Here is a 19,237-nt window from a genome sequence, read left to right as displayed (position 1 = left end):
CCGTTATCTCGACGCCCGCAACACGAGATCGGCGTCGAGGTCGCGTTCAATCCGCACGAGATCGTCCTTCATCTCGCCGAACTCGCTCGCGGAGCACATCTGATGGCCGAAGGCGGCACTGAGGTGTCGCCTCACCTGCAAGACCCGGGTCACCGGGTCGAAAACGTAGCGCGACGAGAAATTCAGATCGCGGTCCTGCACGGTGGTGTCGGCAGGAAAATCCGTCACACGCACGAATGCCGGCAAACTTATCTCCAGCGTTTCGTCGAAGTCGCCGCCAATGCAGGCCCAGGGTTGCGTTCTGGACGGCTCCGCAAGCCACGCCTGCACCTGAGCACCCATCCCTCCTGAGAGGCTCGTGAGGGCGGGCACCGCGGTCGTGCCGTCGGTCCAGACGAAATGGTCCACCTTGCCTTGCATCGACGTGACGAACGGGCCGTCCGTGGCGTCTACGTCGCCCGTGCGCAGTTGCGCGGTGCCGTGCAAACCGGTCTGCAACAGCCGGTTTGCGGCGATCTGCTGCGCGCGTTGACGCGTCGCCCGGCGAAATGTATTGCGTTCCAGTTCCGCCGTGTAACCTGCGTCTTCCACACGGTAGGCGTAACTTGCCGCGCCGTTCGCGTCCACGTCGATCTGCAGACGCGCGGTGCGTGCGCGCAACTGCGTGGCGGGCGTGCGCGACAGTACGCCCTCGCCGACCAGCAATACCGGCCGGTCCATGACGCTCGGCGGCAGATAGCCGAAACTCATGCCGCCCGCGGTCGTATCCGCATAGAGCGACAATTCAGGAATCCAGATGATCGCATGGTTGATCGCACTCACGCCATAGCCGGGCACGTCCGGCAGACTGTAGTACGGCCCGAGATTGAGCAGCACTGCCTCGCTGCGAATGCCGACCGCCGCCAGCAACGCGCTGTAGAGCGCGACATAGTCTTTGCAATCGCCGTAACGATTGCGCAGGATATCGATCGCCTTGTGCGGAATCGCAGCCGTCTCGCCGAGAAAGAGCGCCACGTAGCGGATGTTCAGGCGCATCCAGTCGTACAGGATTCGGGCTTTGTCACGCGGGTCGGCGGCATTCGCGGTCAGGCTCTGCGCAAGCTGCACGATGGCGGGGTCGCTCATCGTCGGGTCCATGGCCGGCTCGCGATAACGCGCGGCGAACGTCGCGAAGTCAGGTACGGTGGAAACCATCAGCCGGTCACCCCAGTTCGCGTAGCCCACGGCGCCGGCTTCCAGCGGCGCATAGGGCCCATGCTGGTAGTCGAATTCGTAGCGCGTGCGGCCGTTCGCCGTGACGGGGGGCACCGCCACGTAGCCGCGAGCGTCGGCGTAAAGCGGCACGTCCGCCGGCAGGTCGAAAATCAGTCGCTGTAATTCGACCGGGTCGCGTGTGGGTTCCACGAGGTATCCAAACGTGCCGGCCTGCAACGGCTTCGTTCGCGTTTTGCGAAACGCGAGGTGCACGCGCGAGCCGGGCGCGACGCCCGGGAAAATTACCGTGCGCAGCACGCCGTCCTCAAAACTCGGCGCCCCGGCGGAACGCGGTTCCTGTACGTCGCGAATCGCCTCCGGACCGACGGGGTGCGCGACGCCATTCGCGTCGATCGTCTCCGCGGCGAGCAGTTGCACCTGCTCGATGTCCTTGTTGAACCACACGTAACGTTGCGCGATGTCGTCCACGCCGCTCGTCGTGTTCGCACGCATCACCGTGTCGTCGTGCTCTTCGATCGAGCCGTCTTTCTGGATCGTGAAGACGTGCACGTCGCTTTGCATGGTGGACGGCGCGAGATCGTCGGCCGCCGTCACGGACGCGCTTTCGCCAGCCTGAGCGAACCCGGCGGCCACGAAGAACGCCGCGAGTGTCATGAGTCTGACGACTCTGACGAGACCGGCGCGGCGGCGCGCGAACCCTTGCGCATCCGCCGCGTTCAACCGGCCACGTCCCGCGGACGCAACACGCGCGGCCCCGATGCACGCACGCCGACGCTTAGTGCTGCGTTTCAACGCCGTCGCCGAGTTGCGTCAGTAGGGTCTGCAGTCGTTCCACGTGCCTGAGCAACAGATGACGATGCTTTTCGATCTGCTCCAGCCGGCCCGCAAGATCGGCCTGGATCGGATCGTCCAGTTCCGCGGCGGCGATCACGTCTTCCACTTTGGAGCGCATCGACGCGAGCTCAACGGGCGCGTGACTCAGATGCCGCTCGAAGCGGCGCACGTCCTGCACCGCGAGATCGCGGACCTTGCGAAAGTGCGCCTGCCGCCGATGTGTTTCCACGTCCACGGTCTCTTCTTCGAAACGTTTCGCGGGGCTGGCCTGGCCGAAAATCGGTTCTGGAGGCCGTAGCACCGTTTTCTTCCGGACCGGGTGGGCGGTGCCGCGAAAACGTGCGAGCGGTTGCTCATTGTCGATGGCCTCGCGTGCGTTCGCGGGAATGTCGGCTTCGGTATGCGCAGCGTTCATCCAGCCAGGCGGCAAGCCCGTCACCGCCTCGACGCCGCGCGCGAATTCCTCGCTGAACTCGCGCTGGCCGGACAACATCAACTTCAGGTAGCTCGCGGAAAACGTCATCATGCGTGCGAGGCGCGTGGCCGCGCCGACTTCGCGGGTCAATAGCACGAGGTTGGCGCGCCAGACCGGGAGCATCAATTCGTCGGAATCTTCCATTGCTGGGTCTTCCATCTTCTGCCCGATGTATGGACGACGCGCTCGGGCGCGTCATCGATTTGAAAGGGTAGCCGTATTGTCACGGGCCGCGCAATTGGGGCGTGCCCATGTCGAGCCTGCCATTTGTCGAAATGACATGCAGCGGGCTGCTTCCCGCTCATGTCCGCTGCAGGCGGCCTACGACGGTCAGTGTTCTCAATTGACAACAGACAGGCTGCGAGCGTTCCTGTGCCGCACGCGTGGGATGTGGCATGCTTACGATCCGCTACGGCACACCTTGTGCTGTAGCTCTGGCACCCAACACTGATTTAAGGATTCTGTAATGAAGAAAATCATTCTCGCCCTTGCTGCAACCGTGGCTGCCCTGAGCGCAATTGCCCCGGCTCAGGCATACGAGCATCATCACCCCGTTTGCCACAAGGTGCGCGTCCATCATCATTGGGAAAAACGCTGCCATTGATGAGCGCGCCGCGCCCGTATGGGCGTGAAACGCTTGAGCGAGCCCCGCACTGAGCGGGGCTTTTTTTGGCCTCGGACGCCGACCCCGCGTGGAAAGAACCACGCTTACGCGTATTTCACACGCTCCATTGCCGTGCCGACGAGTGCTTCGAGCAAAGGCTCGACCTTCGCCGCGAGCGTTTCATCATACGCGTAGGGCATCTGCTCTTCCATGTACGTGATCTGCGAGAGTTCAAGTTGAACCGCATGCACCCCTTGCGACGGCTGCCCATACTGCCGCGTGATGTAGCCGCCCTTGAAACGGCCGTTCGCCACCGCCGTATAGCCGCCATGTCGTTCGACGACGGCGGCCAGTTCGTCGCCCAGCCCGGTCACCGCGCTCGCGCCGTTCGACGTGCCAAAATTGAAATCGGGCAGACGTCCGTCGAAAAAACGCGGCACGTGTGAGCGGATCGAGTGCGCTTCCCATAGCAGCACCTTGCCGTGCGCGGCTTTCAACGCGCCAAGCTCGTTTGTCAGTGCATCGTGATACGGCTTCCAGTATGCGTCGCGCCGGCGGGCGACCTCCGCGTCGGTGGGCAGATGGCCGTCGAGATACAGCGGCTCCTTGTCGAACGTGTCGAGCGGCAGCAAACCCGTGGTGTCCTGTCCGGGGTACAGGTTCGCGCCGTCTGGCGGGCGGTTCAAATCGATCACATAGCGCGCATAGGTGGGCGTGAGAATCGACGCGCCCATACGCTTTGCAAATGCGTACAGCCGATCCAGATGCCAGTCGCAATCGTCGGTGCGTTGCGCGACGGATGTCATCGTCGCGGCGATGTCGGCGGGGATTTGCGTGCCCAGATGCGGAATCGAGATCAGAAGCGGCAGGCTTCCCCGATGCAACGAGAAAACCGGCGGAGTGTTCGATGCAGTCATATCGGTCCGGAATATAGGGAAAACGGAGCCTTGCGCGTAACGCGCCGGCGCGCCGTTCAGACGAGCTGGTTCATTTGAGCAGATCGGCCAGCGCGACGCGATAACGCGCATAAGCGCCTTCTTCGTCGCGGTGCCTGCGGTTCTCGACGACTTTGACGCCGCCTGCATACACATCGCGAATCGGCGTCTCGCCATGTTCGCAGAATACAACGCCTGAGAGCCACGCGTTGGGCGCGTGCTCGGCGATGCTCGAATGATCCGGGTCGAGCACGAGCCAGTCCGCGCGACGGCCCGCCTGCAACGCGCCCACTGCGCGGCCGGTCGCCTGCGCACCGCCGTCGAGCGCGGCGTCGAACAGACGGTCGGCCACATACGTGGCCCGCGCCGACGCGAGCACGTTGCGCTGCCGGCGCGTCAGACGCTGACCGTATTCGAGCAGACGCAATTCGGCGCGCCAGTCGACGCCGATGTGGCTGTCCGAGCCCACGCCGATACGGCCGTTCGCGTCCAGATAGTCCTGCGCCGGAAAGATGCCGTCGCCGAGATTCGCTTCGGTGGTGAGGCACAGACCGGCCACCGCGCCACTCCTTGCGAGCGCAAGCGTCTCGTTCGCGTCCACGTGCGTCGCATGCACGAGACACCAGCGGCTATCCACGTCGAAACGATCGAGCAGCCACTGTACGGGACGCGCGCCTTCTGTTTCGACGCACGCGTCCACCTCGGCCGTTTGCTCGGCGATATGAATGTGGACCGGCGCGCTCGCGTGGATGCCGCCCAGCAGCGCATGCAAGGATTGCTCGGACACCGCGCGCAACGAATGAGGCGCAACGCCGTAGCGTATCGCGTTGCTTTCAGGGCGCGCGGTGCGCAGCGCGCCGAGCAGATCGAGCAGGCTGTCGGGCGAATTGATGAAGCGCTGCTGATCCTCACGCGGCGCACGCGAGCCGAAACCGCTGTACTGATAAAGCACCGGCAGCATCGTCATGCCGATGCCGCTCGTCGAGGCCGCCTCCACCACGCGCTGTGCCATCTCCGCCGGATTGGTGTAGCGGTGGCCGTCCGGCGTGTGATGCACGTAGTGGAACTCGCACACGGACGTATAGCCTGCTTTCAACATTTCGATGTACAACCACTGCGCGACCGCGCCAAGCACGTCGGGCGAGATACGCGCAGCGAAGCGGTACATCAGATCGCGCCAGCTCCAGAAGTTGTCGGTCGCATTGGCGCGATATTCGGTGAGACCCGCCATTGCGCGCTGGAACGCGTGCGAATGAAGATTCGGCATCCCAGGCAATAGCGGACCGGCGGCCTGCTCGACACCGCGTGGCGCGACCGCCGTATCCGGCGCAACGGACGTCAGCATGCCGGCGGCGTCCCACTCGAACAGCACGTTGCGACGCCAGCCGTCAGGCAGGTACGCATGTTGCGCGAATAGTGAATGTTTCGGTTGCGTCATTTTCGTCAGGCCTTAATTCAAGTCGCGCCGCGTAAAAACGGTCTCGCCCGCGTGCACCACGCGTGCGCACAACGGACGCCCCATCCAGTAAGCCAGCTCGGCCAGCGAATCGACAGACCACACCGCGAAATCCGCAGCACGTCCCGCTTCGAGCGCCCCATGCACGTCCGCCTTGCCGAGCGCGCGAGCGGCATGCGCAGTGACGCCTTGCAGCACCTCGGGCACCGTCATGCGGAACAGCGTGGTGGCCATGTTCATCATCAGCAGTAGCGACGTGGTGGGCGACGTGCCCGGGTTGCTGTCGGTCGAAATCGCAATGGGCACCTCGTAGCGCCGCAGCAGATCCAGCGGCGGCAGTTGCGTCTCGCGAATGAAGTAATACGCACCGGGCAGCAGCACGGCCACGGTGCCTGCCTCTTTCATCGCGACAACGCCCGCTTCGTCGAGAAATTCGAGGTGGTCAGCCGATAGTGCGCGGTGGCGCGCGGCAAGTGCCGCACCGCCGCCATTCGACAACTGTTCGGCATGCATCTTTACCGGCAGCTTGTAACGCTCTGCGGCGTTGAACACGCGCTCGCTGTGCGCCACGGAAAAGCCGATGCGCTCGCAGAACACATCCACCGCATCCACGAGGCCTTCACCGGCGAGCGCGGGCAGCATCGTGTCGCAGACCTCGTCGATGTACGCGTCGGCGCGACCGGCGAATCCCGGCGGCAGTGCATGCGCGCCGAGAAACGTGGTGTACACGGTCACCGGATACCGCTTGCCCAGTTCGCGCGCCACTCGCAACATCTTGCGCTCGCTGGCGAGGTCGAGACCGTAGCCCGATTTGATTTCCACGGCCGTGACGCCCTCGGCAAGCAAAGGCTCGAGCCGCGCGGCCGACTGGCGCAACAGCGTGTCTTCGTCGGCGGCACGCGTCGCGCGCACGGTCGATACGATGCCCCCGCCCTGCCGCGCGATTTCTTCGTAGCTGACGCCGGCGAGTCGTTGCGCGAATTCATCCGCACGCTGGCCGCCATACACCAGATGGGTGTGGCAATCGACAAGACCCGGGCTCACCCACGCGCCGTGCAGATCTTCGCGCGGCCATCCGGCGTACGCAGTGGGTAATCCGGCGGCCGCGCCGAGCCACGCGATCCTGCCGTCTTCAACGGCAATCGCGGCATCGTGCAGCGTGTGCTGAGGGTCGCCCTGCGGGCAGAGATTCAGGTGATGCCAGACGGTTTGCTTCATCGCGTGCTCTTTGCAGCTGGTTGCGGGTCCGTGGTGATTCGCGCGTGCGCGCTGCCATGCGCAAAAGCGTCCAGGCGAGTCGTCGTCATCGTGGCGTATAGCGGATGCTGATCGCGAGCAGCGCGCCGTCGCCTTCCATCAGGCAGGGTAACGCGTTAGCAACATTGATGCGCAGCGTATCGCCGGTTTGCAGCGATTGCGCTGGCGCATGGCGCTCGCCGAACGTGAGCTTCACCGGACCGCTCGCGCAGTGCAGCAGCACCACATCGGCAGACAACGCATGCCGCGCCATGCCGCGCCATACCTGTACTTCACCCGTCGCCACGCCCCGGCGCACCATCAGATTGAAGTCGCGCGTGGCGCCGTTCACGAGACGCGCGTCGATCGGCGCTTCGCCTGCGAAGCAGGCCATGTCGAGCGGCTGCATTAACGCATGCGTTTTTAAAGGATGCGCGCGTTGCGCATGCGCTGTTGGTGGCGTGGGTGCCAAAGTGGGTGCCGAAGCTGGCGCTGAAGCTAACGTTTCATCGAGCAGCATGCCCGCGCCGGACAGCAGCACGAGGGTCCGCTCGACGTCCGCGAACCGCGAAAACGGCCCCGCTTGCGTAACGTCGGCGATACTCACGCGCCACACGAAGGAATCGAGCCCCGCGTGTTGCGGAAACGCGGCGATCTCGCGTGTCACGCCGCCGCCATTTTTCCAAGGCGTCGCCACCAGGTCGGCGCCGCGGATCAGTGACATGCTCGGTCCATTACCGGCGACGTGGCCCGCAGCATCGCCGTCGATATCGCCAGCGAATCGATCAGCGAGTTGGCCGCCGAGCTGGCCGGCACTCCGGCCGGCATCCGTTTCCCGCGTCACGATCAGCGGCCCAGCATCGGCAGCTTGAGGCCCGCCTCGCGTGCGGTTTGCTGCGCGAGTTCATAGCCCGCGTCCGCATGGCGCATCACGCCGGTTGCCGGATCGTTGAAGAGCACGCGGCCAAGGCGCTCCTTCGCTTCGTCCGTGCCGTCCGCGACGATCACGACGCCCGCGTGCTGGCTGAAGCCCATGCCGACGCCGCCGCCGTGGTGGAGCGACACCCACGACGCGCCGCCTGCCGTGTTCAGGAGCGCGTTGAGCAGCGGCCAGTCGCTGACGGCGTCCGAGCCGTCCTTCATCGATTCCGTTTCGCGGTTCGGGCTCGCGACCGAGCCCGTGTCGAGGTGATCGCGGCCGATCACGATCGGCGCTTTCAGCTCGCCGTTCTTGACCATCTCGTTGAATGCCTGACCGAGACGATACCGATCCTTCACGCCGACCCAGCAGATGCGCGCGGGCAGTCCCTGAAAAGCGATGCGCTCGCGCGCCATGTCGAGCCAGTTGTGCAGGTGCGGATCGTCCGGAATCAGCTCCTTGACCTTCTGGTCGGTCTTGTAGATATCTTCCGGATCGCCCGACAGCGCAACCCAGCGGAATGGCCCCTTGCCCTCGCAGAACAGCGGACGGATATACGCCGGGACAAAACCGGGGAAATCGAACGCGTTCTTCACGCCCATTTCCAGCGCCATCTGACGGATATTGTTGCCGTAGTCGAGCGTGGCCGCGCCGCGCGCCTGCAACGTCAGCATCGCTTCCACCTGTTTCGCCATCGACTGTTTGGCCGGCGCGACGATGGAATCCGGCGCGGTCTTCATGCGTTCGCGCCAGTCTTCGACAGTCCAGCCTTGCGGCAGATAGCCGTGAATCGGATCGTGCGCACTGGTCTGGTCGGTCACGCAATCGGGCGTGATGCCGCGCGCCACGAACTCCGCGAACACGTCGGCCGCATTACCGAGCAGACCGATCGACACCGGCTTGCCCGCCTGCTTCGCTTCGTCGAGCATGGCGAGCGCTTCGTCGAGCGTCTTCGCTTTCCTGTCGACATAGCGCGTTTTCAGGCGGAAATCGATGCGCGACTCGTCACACTCCACCGCGATCATCGAGAAACCCGCCATCGTGGCCGCGAGCGGCTGCGCGCCGCCCATGCCGCCGAGGCCTCCGGTCAGAATCCAGCGGCCGCTCGGGTCGCCGTTGAAATGCTGGTTCGCCACCGAGAAAAACGTCTCGTACGTACCCTGCACGATCCCCTGGCTGCCAATGTAGATCCAGCTGCCCGCGGTCATCTGGCCGTACATCATCAGCCCTTTGCGATCGAGTTCGTGAAAATGCTCCCACGTCGCCCAATGCGGCACCAGGTTCGAATTGGCCAGCAGCACGCGTGGCGCATCGGCGTGCGTGCGGAACACGCCCACCGGCTTGCCCGACTGGATCAGCAGCGTTTCGTTTTCTTCGAGATCCTTCAGCGACGCGAGAATCTGGTCGAAACAATCCCAGTTGCGCGCGGCACGGCCAATCCCGCCGTACACGACCAGCGCATGCGGATGCTCGGCTACTTTGGGGTCCAGATTGTTCTGGATCATCCGGTAAGCGGCTTCCGCGATCCACGTCTTGCAGGTTTTCTCCGCGCCGCGCGGTGCGCGGATCGTGCGGGTGGGGTCCAGTCGCGGGTCCATGTGTTTCGGGTTGTTCATGATGGCTCTCGGAAAGCGTAAAGATGTTCAGAGGAGATTCAGAAGATAGCCGGGAAAACGGAACGGATAACGCAATCAGAAGTGGCCGGTGAAACGGTAACGGCTGCCGGGGTGCCAGAGATTGGCAATCGACGCCACCTGGCTTTTCGACCACGTGCGCCGATGCAGCACGAGACACGGCTCCAGCTCGTCCATGGTGAGCAGCTCGCGCGTGCCCGCGTCGGCCGCCAGTGCTTCGATGCGGTATTCCACACGCTGTAAAGGCGCCACGCGCACGAGGTACTGATTCGGCGTGGTGTTCGTGAAGTCCTGCAACGCGTACTCGGGCGCGACCGCCGGGTTGACCCAGCGCTCTTCGAGCTGCACCGGCTCGTCGTTTTCGAAATGCAACACACGCGAATGGAACACCGGGTTACCCGCGCTCACCTGCATTTCCGCGGCAAGCGCTTCGTCGGCGATAGTCGCGCCAATGTCGAGCACCTTTGCGTGATAGCGATGACCACGCGCGACGATCTCGTCGGAAATGCTGCGAATCGCGACGAGCGTGGACTCGTACTTGGGACGCGCGACGAAAGTGCCGGACCCCTGGACGCGGGTCAGCACCTGCTCCGAAGTCAGCTCGCGCAGCGCGCGATTAACCGTCATGCGCGCCACGTTGAATTCGCGCGCAAGCTCGTTTTCCGACGGCACCTGGTCGCCTTCGGCCCACTCGCCCGCGTGAATGCGCGCGAGGATGAAATCCTTGATGCCCTGGTAAGCCGGTGCGTTCATCTGGCGGGTGTGCATGCTGACTGAGGTTTGAACAGGGTTACTGTTCGGAAGCGAAGGAAAACGGGCTCAGCTTCGCAATCGTGCCGTCCTGCACGAGCCGCGTAACGGCCGCAATATCCGGCGCAAAATAGTGATCCAGCTCGTAGTGCGCGACGTTTTCGCGGACCACGTCCATCACTTTCTGCAGGCTCGGACTGGTCTTGTGCGGTGCGCGCAGATCGACGCCCTGCGCCGCCGCCAGCAGTTCGATCGACAGGATGTTCGCGGTGTTGTCGGCGATATCGCCAAGCTTGCGCGCAGCAAACGTCGCCATGGAGACGTGGTCTTCCTGATTCGCCGATGTGGGCAGCGAGTCGACGGAAGCGGGATGCGCGAGCGTCTTGTTCTCCGAAGCGAGGGCGGCGGCCGTGACGTGCGCGATCATGAAGCCGGAGTTCACGCCGCCGTCGCGAACGAGAAACGGCGGCAGGCCCGAAAGCGTAGCGTCGATCAGCAAAGCGATCCGACGTTCCGCGAGTGCGCCGATTTCGGCTGCGGCGAGCGCGAGATTGTCGGCGGCAAAAGCAACGGGTTCCGCATGGAAGTTGCCGCCCGACAGCACTTCGCCGGTGTCCGGAAAAATCAGCGGATTGTCGGACACGGCGTTCGCTTCGAGCAGCAGTACGTCGGCAGCGTGACGCATCTGGTCGAGACACGCGCCCATCACCTGCGGCTGGCAACGCAAGCTATACGGGTCCTGAACCTTGTCGCAGTCCGCATGCGACACGTTGATGCCCGAGCCTTGCAGCAGCGAACGGTACGAAGCGGCAGCATCGATCTGACCTTGATGTCCGCGCAGCGCGTGAATGCGCGCGTCGAACGGTTTGACCGAGCCCGCCGCCGCGTCCACCGACAGCGCACCCGCGACGAGCGCCGTGCGGTACAGGTCTTCGATGGCGAACATGTTGTACAGCGCGAGCGCCGTGGAAGCCTGCGTTCCGTTGAGCAGCGCGAGCCCTTCCTTTGCCTGCAACGTGAGCGGCTTCAAACCGACGAGCGCGAGGCCTTCGGTGGCCGGCATGCGCTCGCCCTTCGCGAACACTTCGCCGACGCCGAGCAGAACCGCGGACATATGCGCGAGCGGCGCGAGGTCGCCCGACGCGCCAACCGAGCCCTTCACCGGAATCACCGGCAGCACGTCCGCGTTGTACAGCGTGATCAGCGCGTCCATCACTTCGCGGCGGATACCGGAGTGCCCGCGACCCAGGCTCGACAGCTTCAGCGCGATCAGCAAACGCACGACCGGACGCGACATCGGCTCGCCCACGCCTACCGCGTGCGACAACACCAGATTACGTTGCAGCAACTCGAGCTGCTCATGCGGAATATGCGTGCTGGCAAGACGGCCAAAGCCGGTATTGATACCGTAGGCCGGCTCGCCCTTCGCTGCGATGTCGGCGACGGCTTGAGCGCATGCGTCGATTGCGGCATGGCTTGCGGAGTCGAGTTCGAGCGCGACGTGCTGGCGCGCAATCCGGCGCAGTTGCGCAAGGGTCAGGTGGCCGGGCGTCAGAGTCATCATGATGGTGTTTCCTGTCTATACAATTCGTGAGAAGTCTAGCGGCGCGAGCTTGTATATACAACTCGTTTTTTATTGTTGGTGCCTGGGGCTTTCCATTAGAGCGCCAATGCTGGCCTGCTTCGACGGCGAAAGACGATGGGGTCCACACCTGCTGGCCGCTCGTGTAGGAACATAACCGAAAGACGCCTTGACTTGTATATACACGTTCAAAATCAACCGTGTCACGCGGCCAAAAATAATTGCTCGACAAAGGCGAGGCCCTGCACGGGACGAGCGCCGTGAGAGGACTGAAGGAAATGCGGCGTGCAGGCAGAATTAGTTGCGCGCCCGCAAGACAGGCGAATGTGGGACAGGACTGTCCGTGCGCTCAGAGCCGCACGCGCGCGGCGATGAAATCCAGAAAGCACTGCACGCGCCCCGCCAGTGTCGCGCTCTGGTAGTACACCGCCGCGACCGGCTGACGCTGATCGGCCAGCAGATTGCCGAGAATCGGTACGAGGCGCCCGTCGCGAACATCCGCGACAGTCATGAAATCCGCGAGACACGCGATGCCCCAACCGGACAACACGAGCTGTCGCAACGTTTCGCCGCTCGACGCGGTAATCGACGGCTCGATCTTCAGGGATTCTTCTTTGCGCCCGACGCGCAGCGGCCAGCGGTTCAGATGCTCCGGCGCGGTGAAACCGATCAGCCGGTGCTCACGCAGCGCATCGACCGATCGGGGTTCGCCATATTCCGCCAGATACGCCGGACTCGCGAGCAACCTCAATTTGCTGCTGCCCAGCGCGCGCGCATGCAGTGTCGAATCCGGCAATGTGCCGATGCGAATCGCGATATCCACCTTCTGCTCCAGTAAATCCACCGTCCGCTCGTTGCTCGTCAGCTCCAGCCGGATCTCCGGATAGAGAGCGGAAAACGCCTTCATATGCGGTGCGACGCAGTGGAGCATGAACGGCGACGCCGCGTCGACCCTCAGCCGCCCCGACGGCCTTTGACGACCGCGTGCGACCGATTCCTCGGCCTCCTCCACTGCTTCGATGATCGCGCGTGCGCGTTGCAGGAAGGCTTCGCCTTCGTCGGTGAGCTGCAACCGGCGCGTGGTACGCCGCACGAGCGCCGTGTCCAGTTTCTTTTCGAGGCGCGTGAGCGCGCGACTGACGCCGGAGACGGTCTGGCCCAGCTTTTCGGCGGCAGCCGTGATCGACCCGCTGTCTATCACAGCCACCAACACGAGCAGTTCGTCGGTAGACGTCTTCATTGTTGATTCCCAATCAAGATTGATTTGAGACTAACACGCTTTTTGCGAGAATCGACCAGGCGGATACTGGGTGCATGTGATCGTGCTTTCCAACAGGAGAACGTCTTGAAGATTTTCATTACAGGTGCAAGCGGTTTTATTGGCGGCTCTATCGCCGCGTATCTGGCGCGCGCCGGCTACCCGGTGCGGGGGCTCATCCGCAAACCGGAACAGCGTGCTGAACTGGAGCGTCTTGGTATCGAACCCGTCATTGGCTCGCTCGACGACCGCGAACTGCTGATCGCCGAAGCGCAGGCCGCCGACGGCGTCATCAACGCGGCGAGCAGCGACCACGAAGGCGCGGTCAACGCGTTGATCGAAGGGCTTGCGGGTTCCGGCAAGCCGTTTCTGCATACGAGCGGTTCGAGCATCGTCGGCGATGCGTCCGGCGGCGAGGCGGGCGAAGCGCGCATCTACCACGAGGACGCATTGCCCAAGCCGACGGCCGACAAGGCCGCGCGCGTCGCCATCGATCAACGCGTGCTCGACGCCGCGACGCTGAACATCCGCTCGGCCGTGCTGTGCAATACGCTCATTTACGGCAATGGCGCGGTGCCCGGCAGCGCGAGCGTGCAACTGCCGCGTCTCGTGAGGCAGGCGCAAAAAAGCGGCGTGGTACGTCATGTGGGCAGCGGCGGCAACATCTGGTCGAACGTGCATATCGACGACGTCGCCGAGCTGTATCGCCTCGCGCTCGAAAAGACGCCGCCGGGCACGTTCTATTTCGTCGAAAGCGGCGAAGCGTCGTATCGCGACATGAGCGCCGCGATCGCCCGCGCGATGAAACTCGGCGAGCCGCAAGACTGGCCGCTCGAAGAAGCGGTCAAAGAATGGGGCTACGAGATGGCTTCGTATGGGCTGGGTTCGAACAGCCGCGTGCGTGGCGAACGCGCTCGCACACTGCTGGGCTGGCAGCCCAAACGCACCTCCGTGATCGACTGGATCGAGCACGACATGCTGCCCCCGAAGTGAAAGCCGTGTAAGCCGGGCCGTTGCGAATCCGTAAGCTCGGCTCGTTAGAATCGCGCTCATCTGATGGTGCGATTCGACATTCCGACTCGCACGCGAGCCCGGATTTGATCGATGAACTTGGCGCTGAATTTCGACTGGCTGACCAATCTGCTGGCGATACTTTTCGTCGTAGCGTGTCTTTACGATGCGCGCTACGACGAATATGGCACGCTGACGCTGTCGGCGGCAGCAATGGGCCTCACCGTGATGGCGATCGAAGTGTTCATCAAACCCGCTTTCGACATGTCGCTCTGAAGCGTCCATGTCCGCTCCCGCTTGACGCGTTATCCGCCCGCGATACGGGCAACGTGTCACCCATGCAGGCGTCCACTGTACGGCCCGGGTTCGTATGCGGCACCCATTACCGCAAAAAAAGATACGCGGTGCGCCGCAGATGAAAGCTCGCGACACACCGCGTCAAGGTGGAGATCAATCGACAACCCGTTCGGGTCAGGTGGTAAGCGTCGCTCACCAGCCTGCCTTCACGTCCAGCAAAAAACCTGCATGACCTGCTGAGGCAGCGCTTTCGCGCCGTTCAGATCGCCCAGCCGCCCAGATAGAAGCCGACCAGCACGATAGCGATGGCGACCGTTCCCACGTTCAGCTTGCGATATTCGCCGCTGATCACGCGGCCGATCACGAGGGTCGCGAAACCGAGCATGATGCCCGTCACGATATTGGCCGTGAGCACGATGAACACGGCGCACATCAGACCCGACATGGAGTCGACCATGTCGTCCATATGCAGCTTGCTCACATTCGACAGCATCAGCAGACCGACATACATCAACGCCGGCGCCGTCGCATACGAGGGCACGAGACCGGCGAGCGGCGAGAAGAACATCACGACGAGGAACAGCAAACCGACGACGGCCGCCGCCATGCCGGTCTTCGCGCCGGCGGCCACGCCGACCGTCGATTCGATGTAAGCCGCGGCAGGCGCGCCGCCGAGCAGTCCGGAAAAGATCGAGCTCAGCGAATCCGCCGTCAACGCACGGCCACCGTTGATGATGCGGCCGTCCTCGTCGAGTTGGCCGGCCTGTCCGGCGACGGCGCGAATCGTGCCGGTCGCGTCGAACACGGCCGTCATGACGAGCGCCAGCACGCTCGGCAACACCGCCATCGACAGCGCGCCCCTGATATCCATTGCGCCGATCAGCGACGCGTGACCCGGTGCGCTCAGCGACGGCACCGCGAACACGCCATGGAACGACACCGCCGGATCGATGATCAGCGCAATGGCCGAAATCGCGACGATCACAATCAGGATCAAGCCCGGCACGCGACGGCGCACGAGACCGAAGATCGCCGCAAGACCCGCAACCGACATCAGCGCGGGCAGCCCCGTGATGTTGCCGAGCGCGACCGGCAGACCCGCGCCGGGATTCTTGACGACCAGACCGACGTCGTTCGCGGCGATCAGCAGCAGGAACAGCCCGATACCGATACCCGTGCCGTGCGCGATGCCGGTCGGCAGATTGCGCAGAATCCACGAGCGCACGCCGGTCACCGAGATCGCCGTGAACACGATGCCCATCAGGAACACCGCGCCGAGCGCGACGTTCGGATGCAGCCCTTTGCCGAGCACGAGACCGAACGCGGTGAACGCAGTCAGCGAAATCGCGCAGCCGATGGCGATGGGCAGACGCGCCCACACGCCCATCAGCAGCGAGCCGAATGCGGTGGTCAGGCACACGGCGACAAAGACCGCGCTGGTGTCGAAGCCCGCTTTGCCGAACATACCCGGCACGACGAACACGGAGTAGACCATCGCGAGGAAGGTCGTGATGCCCGCCACGATCTCCTGACGCTGCGAACTGCCGCGTGAGGAGATTTCGAAGTAGCGGTCGAGAAAGCCCTTTCCGTCGAATGACTCGGTACCGACTTCGGAAATCGGTTGGGCGTGGGGTTCCATCATGATGAGTGCCTCCTTTATCAGCGTACTGAAACAACCGGCATCGCGGTCGTCATCAGGGTCGTCTCGTTGCGTTGGTTTGGTATGGGTGTGGGTGGGGGGTTTTTTTTGCTGTCTCGAAATGTAGGCCAACACAAATATGTCTCCCATCGCATGATTGGCATGAAGGACATGTCCTGTCACGTATATCGCATAGCAGACGGCATGTCGGATAAAGCATGCAAGCGTTAACACCTACGGATGTCACAAACGGAATGCAGGGTTCCGACGGCTTTCCTCGCTGAAAGTTACGAGTGCTGGGTGCAGGGTTCGTCGCTTCTCACAGGACATCGGGACGTTGCGCGGCATGAACCGTGCTAACCCCCAGACCTGTCAAAGAGCCTGCAAAACCGCGGCCGGCGGGTGTCACGGGTTACACTCTGGCCCGTACCTCATAACAGCGTGTGATAACTGCGGCGGCGTTTCGCGCCTGTCCGCACCGGCCCATGGAGTCCTTCCTGATGATTGGCGGTTTCTCGCGCCCTGCCTGGCGTCTGTCGATCCTTGCTGTGTTCGCGCTCTTCGCGCTGTCCGGCTGCAGCCTGCTCTGGGGACCGCAGCAGGCGCCGATCGTGGACGCGACGGTCATGCCCGTCGAACCTGCCAGCGCGCCCGTGGTGGCCTCCGCGCCCGAGCCGGTTGAAACCGAAGCGGCGGAGCCTGGACAGCCGAGAAAGCCGAAGAAGCCGGTCGTCAAGCCGCACAAGGTCGAACCGCCGCCGCCCGTCGTCGTTGCGCCTCCGCCGCCTCCCCCGCCGCCGCCGTTGATCGTGCTGCGCACGATCGAACGCAACGATGCGCGCACGCTGCTCGACAGCCCGGTGCAGAAGCCGGATGGCAAAGTAGTCGGCCGGGCGGTCGACCTGATCGCGGATGCGGGCGGCAAGCCGCGCGAGATGGTGGTGAATCTGCAGGGCTTTCTGGGCGTCGGCGACCGCAAGGTGAATTTCCCGTGGGGCGCATTCCGCTTCACGCCCACCGCGAAAACCGCGCCGATCACTTTGATGGCGGCGGCCGCGCCGGCGGTCGCGGCGAAGTCGGCCGCGGTGCAATTGCCGCTGATCGACGCGACCGTGGAGCGCTCGAACGGCGCCAAGGTCGGCCGCGTGATCGACGTGCTGATCGACGCCAATGCGCAGCCGCAGGCCGTCGTGCTCGACGTGAACGGCATGGTCAGCACCGAGCGGCGCACGATTGCCGCGAACTGGTCGGCGCTGCGTTTCGTCACCAAAGACAAGGAGCTGCACCCGCTGCTCGATCTGAGCGATGCGCAGATCAACGCGACGCCGCCCTATGCGAGCGACAAGCCCATTCGCGCGGTGTCGCCGGCGCCTGCCGCGCCGGCGACTTCGGCCCCGGCTACGGCTGCCGCACCTGCGGCGGCAACGCCGGCTGTCGCGACGTCCGCCGGTTCCAATGCACGGGCGGTCCGATGACAGGCCGCACGCTGGTAACCGCGCGCAGCCTTCGCGCGCTCGACTGGATGAACTTTTTCGTCGCTAACGTGCAGACGGGCTTCGGACCGTTTATCGCGTCCTATCTGGCGTCGCACAAATGGACCCAGGGCGAGATCGGGATGGCGCTCTCGGTCGGCACGATCAGCGCGATGGTCTCGCAGGTACCGGGCGGCGCTGTTGTCGACGCGTTGCGCAACAAGAAAGGCGCGGCCGCGGCGGCCATTTTCGCAATCATTCTGAGCGCGGTGCTGCTCGCCGTCAGCCCCACGGTGCTGCCGGTGATTGCCGCCGAGGTATTCCACGGGTTCGCCAGCTGCATGCTGACGCCGGCGCTCGCCGCGATTTCGTTTGCACTCGTGGGACGCGCGAATCTCGGCGACCGGTTGGGACGCAACGCGCGCTGGGCGTCGATCGGCAGCGCGGTGGCGGCGGGACTGATGGGCGTGTTCGGCGAATACTATTCGCCGCGCGCGGTGTTCTGGCTGACCGCCGCGCTGGCCGTTCCCGCGCTTTTCGCGCTGACGTTGATCCAGCGCACCGACACGATTGAGTTGCCGAGAGCCGCGCCCACGCCGCAGCAGGTCGAGCGGCGCGAGAGCCTGCGCGAGCTGTTGCGTGACAAGCGGATGTTGCTGTTCGCCGCGTGCATCGTGCTGTTCCATCTGTCGAACGCAGCGATGTTGAATCTCGCGGCCGGTGAAGTGACTGCCGGCATGGGCGACAACGTGCAGCTCGTGATTGCCGCGTGCATCATCGTGCCGCAGGCGATCGTCGCGATGATGTCGCCGTGGGTGGGACGCTCGGCCGAGCGCTGGGGACGTCGCCCGATCCTGTTGTTGGGTTTTTCCGCGCTGCCGGTTCGCGCGTTGCTGTTTGCGGGCATCAGCAGCCCTTATCTGCTCGTGCCGGTGCAGATGCTCGACGGCCTGAGCGCCGCGGTATTTGGTGTGATGCTGCCGCTGATTGCCGCCGACGTGGCTGGCGGGAAGGGGCGCTATAACCTTTGTATCGGGTTGTTCGGGTTGGCGGCGGGGATTGGGGCGACGTTGAGTACGACCGCTGCCGGGTTCGTCGCTGATCATTTTGGTAATGCAGTGAGCTTTTTTGGGCTTGCTGCGGCTGGGGCGCTGGCTGTTCTGCTCGTTTGGGCAGCTATGCCGGAGACGCGCGATGCGGCTGCTCAGGATGAGGCTGCTCATGTTGGAGATGGGGAGGGGACCGCTGTGCGGTGAGGGTTTTTTTGGGGTTTTTTTGCCTGCGGCGCTTTTTGTCGTTTAGGCTTTTCTTGTGATGTTAGTGGTCTATTAGCGTTGCCCCTGTGCGGGGCGGCACCTACTTCTCTTTGCCGCCGCAAAGAGAAGTAGGCAAGAGAAAGCGGCTCACACCGCCAGCCACGAAGCGGGCGTCCTGGCTTGGAGGGCATATTGGTTCGATCTACGAATGATTCCTCGCACCCTCCCCGCCCGTGACAAAGCCGTCATCCGCTCCCACTCCGCACTTCGTGCGTCGCGGACGGGTCTGCCAGGGAAACCAGGGGTGCGGTAACACGGCGGGGGGAGCCATCGGCTTCGCCTCGGCGACGCGCCGGAAAAACCGATTGTCCAGATTTGCGCGGGGCGCGCGGACAACCGATGGTTGGGGATATGCCCGGGGGCGCGCGTAGCGCTGCCGGAAGAATGACTGCCTTGTCACAGGAGCGGAGTGTGCGGGAGCACGGATTCCAGATGAGCCACTGCCTTCTGCGATCCGGGGGATCCGCTTAAGAGTTAGCGGTTTGAGCCGCTTTCTCTTGCCTACTTCTCTTTGCGGCGGCAAAGAGAAGTAGGTGCCGCCCCGCACAGGGGCAACGCTAACAGACCACTAACATCACAAGAAAAGGCCAACAGCCAGAACAAA

At 63.8% G+C, this 19,237-nt stretch carries 16 protein-coding genes; 5 read left to right on the top strand and 11 right to left on the bottom strand.

Annotation, left to right across the window (positions count from 1 at the left end):
* Window positions 1-3 precede the first annotated feature (3 nt).
* On the bottom strand, window positions 4-1,869 hold the full coding sequence (locus AAGS40_RS05375) for a DUF3857 domain-containing protein (RefSeq protein WP_345813682.1): 1,866 nt from the start codon (window positions 1,867-1,869) through the stop codon (window positions 4-6).
* 121 nt (window positions 1,870-1,990) lie between these two features.
* A complete protein-coding gene (locus tag AAGS40_RS05370) occupies window positions 1,991-2,668 on the bottom strand; it encodes a hypothetical protein (protein WP_345813681.1) in 678 nt (225 codons plus the stop codon).
* 322 nt (window positions 2,669-2,990) lie between these two features.
* Here AAGS40_RS05370 and AAGS40_RS05365 point away from each other — a divergent pair, with 322 nt between their 5' ends.
* Complete coding sequence (locus AAGS40_RS05365; protein ID WP_345813680.1) at window positions 2,991-3,128, top strand: hypothetical protein; 138 nt, start codon at window positions 2,991-2,993, stop codon at window positions 3,126-3,128.
* A gap of 104 nt (window positions 3,129-3,232) precedes the next feature.
* On the opposite strand, the gene hutG is transcribed toward AAGS40_RS05365, so the two are convergent.
* From hutG to AAGS40_RS05325, 8 genes are all read right to left on the bottom strand, one after another.
* Entirely contained in the window at window positions 3,233-4,045 is an 813-nt protein-coding gene (gene hutG, locus AAGS40_RS05360) for an N-formylglutamate deformylase (protein ID WP_345813678.1), read from the bottom strand.
* 70 nt (window positions 4,046-4,115) lie between these two features.
* Window positions 4,116-5,501 carry a formimidoylglutamate deiminase gene (locus AAGS40_RS05355; protein WP_345813677.1) on the bottom strand — a complete coding sequence of 462 codons (1,386 nt, stop codon included), beginning with the start codon at window positions 5,499-5,501 and terminating at the stop codon, window positions 4,116-4,118.
* 12 nt (window positions 5,502-5,513) lie between these two features.
* Window positions 5,514-6,737 carry an imidazolonepropionase gene (hutI, locus tag AAGS40_RS05350; RefSeq protein WP_345813675.1) on the bottom strand — a complete coding sequence of 408 codons (1,224 nt, stop codon included), beginning with the start codon at window positions 6,735-6,737 and terminating at the stop codon, window positions 5,514-5,516.
* Between the two features lie 85 nt (window positions 6,738-6,822).
* Entirely contained in the window at window positions 6,823-7,479 is a 657-nt protein-coding gene (locus AAGS40_RS05345; protein WP_345813674.1) for a HutD family protein, read from the bottom strand.
* A 122-nt stretch (window positions 7,480-7,601) separates the two neighbouring features.
* Window positions 7,602-9,290 (bottom strand): urocanate hydratase, encoded by a 1,689-nt coding sequence (gene hutU, locus AAGS40_RS05340; protein WP_345813673.1) that lies wholly within the window; start codon window positions 9,288-9,290, stop codon window positions 7,602-7,604.
* Between the two features lie 75 nt (window positions 9,291-9,365).
* The gene (gene hutC, locus AAGS40_RS05335; protein WP_345814276.1) at window positions 9,366-10,061 is read right to left on the bottom strand and encodes a histidine utilization repressor; all 696 of its coding nucleotides are present in this window, start codon (window positions 10,059-10,061) and stop codon (window positions 9,366-9,368) included.
* A gap of 37 nt (window positions 10,062-10,098) precedes the next feature.
* The gene (gene hutH, locus AAGS40_RS05330) at window positions 10,099-11,622 is read right to left on the bottom strand and encodes a histidine ammonia-lyase (RefSeq protein WP_345813672.1); all 1,524 of its coding nucleotides are present in this window, start codon (window positions 11,620-11,622) and stop codon (window positions 10,099-10,101) included.
* Window positions 11,623-11,989: 367 nt separating this feature from the next.
* On the bottom strand, window positions 11,990-12,880 hold the full coding sequence (locus AAGS40_RS05325) for a LysR family transcriptional regulator (protein WP_345813670.1): 891 nt from the start codon (window positions 12,878-12,880) through the stop codon (window positions 11,990-11,992).
* 105 nt (window positions 12,881-12,985) lie between these two features.
* On the opposite strand from AAGS40_RS05325, the gene AAGS40_RS05320 reads away from it, so the two are divergent.
* Together AAGS40_RS05320 and AAGS40_RS05315 are read left to right on the top strand one after the other, a co-directional pair.
* A complete protein-coding gene (locus tag AAGS40_RS05320; protein ID WP_345813669.1) occupies window positions 12,986-13,891 on the top strand; it encodes an NAD-dependent epimerase/dehydratase family protein in 906 nt (301 codons plus the stop codon).
* 111 nt (window positions 13,892-14,002) lie between these two features.
* Window positions 14,003-14,185, top strand: a complete 183-nt coding sequence (locus AAGS40_RS05315; RefSeq protein WP_345813668.1) for a hypothetical protein — start codon at window positions 14,003-14,005, stop codon at window positions 14,183-14,185.
* 280 nt (window positions 14,186-14,465) lie between these two features.
* Here AAGS40_RS05315 and AAGS40_RS05310 read toward each other — a convergent pair whose 3' ends face one another.
* Window positions 14,466-15,848, bottom strand: coding sequence for an NCS2 family permease (locus AAGS40_RS05310; protein ID WP_345813667.1), 1,383 nt, complete (start codon window positions 15,846-15,848; stop codon window positions 14,466-14,468).
* A gap of 497 nt (window positions 15,849-16,345) precedes the next feature.
* Here AAGS40_RS05310 and AAGS40_RS05305 point away from each other — a divergent pair, with 497 nt between their 5' ends.
* A complete protein-coding gene (locus AAGS40_RS05305; RefSeq protein WP_345814274.1) occupies window positions 16,346-17,320 on the top strand; it encodes a PRC-barrel domain-containing protein in 975 nt (324 codons plus the stop codon).
* Window positions 17,317-18,573 (top strand): MFS transporter, encoded by a 1,257-nt coding sequence (locus AAGS40_RS05300; protein ID WP_345813666.1) that lies wholly within the window; start codon window positions 17,317-17,319, stop codon window positions 18,571-18,573. The genes AAGS40_RS05305 and AAGS40_RS05300 overlap by 4 nt, the downstream gene beginning before the upstream one ends.
* The last annotated feature ends 664 nt before the right edge of the window (window positions 18,574-19,237 follow it).

This window comes from Paraburkholderia sp. PREW-6R (assembly GCF_039621805.1).
Lineage (GTDB): Bacteria > Pseudomonadota > Gammaproteobacteria > Burkholderiales > Burkholderiaceae > Paraburkholderia.
This window is presented reverse-complemented; position numbering and strand designations above follow the sequence as displayed.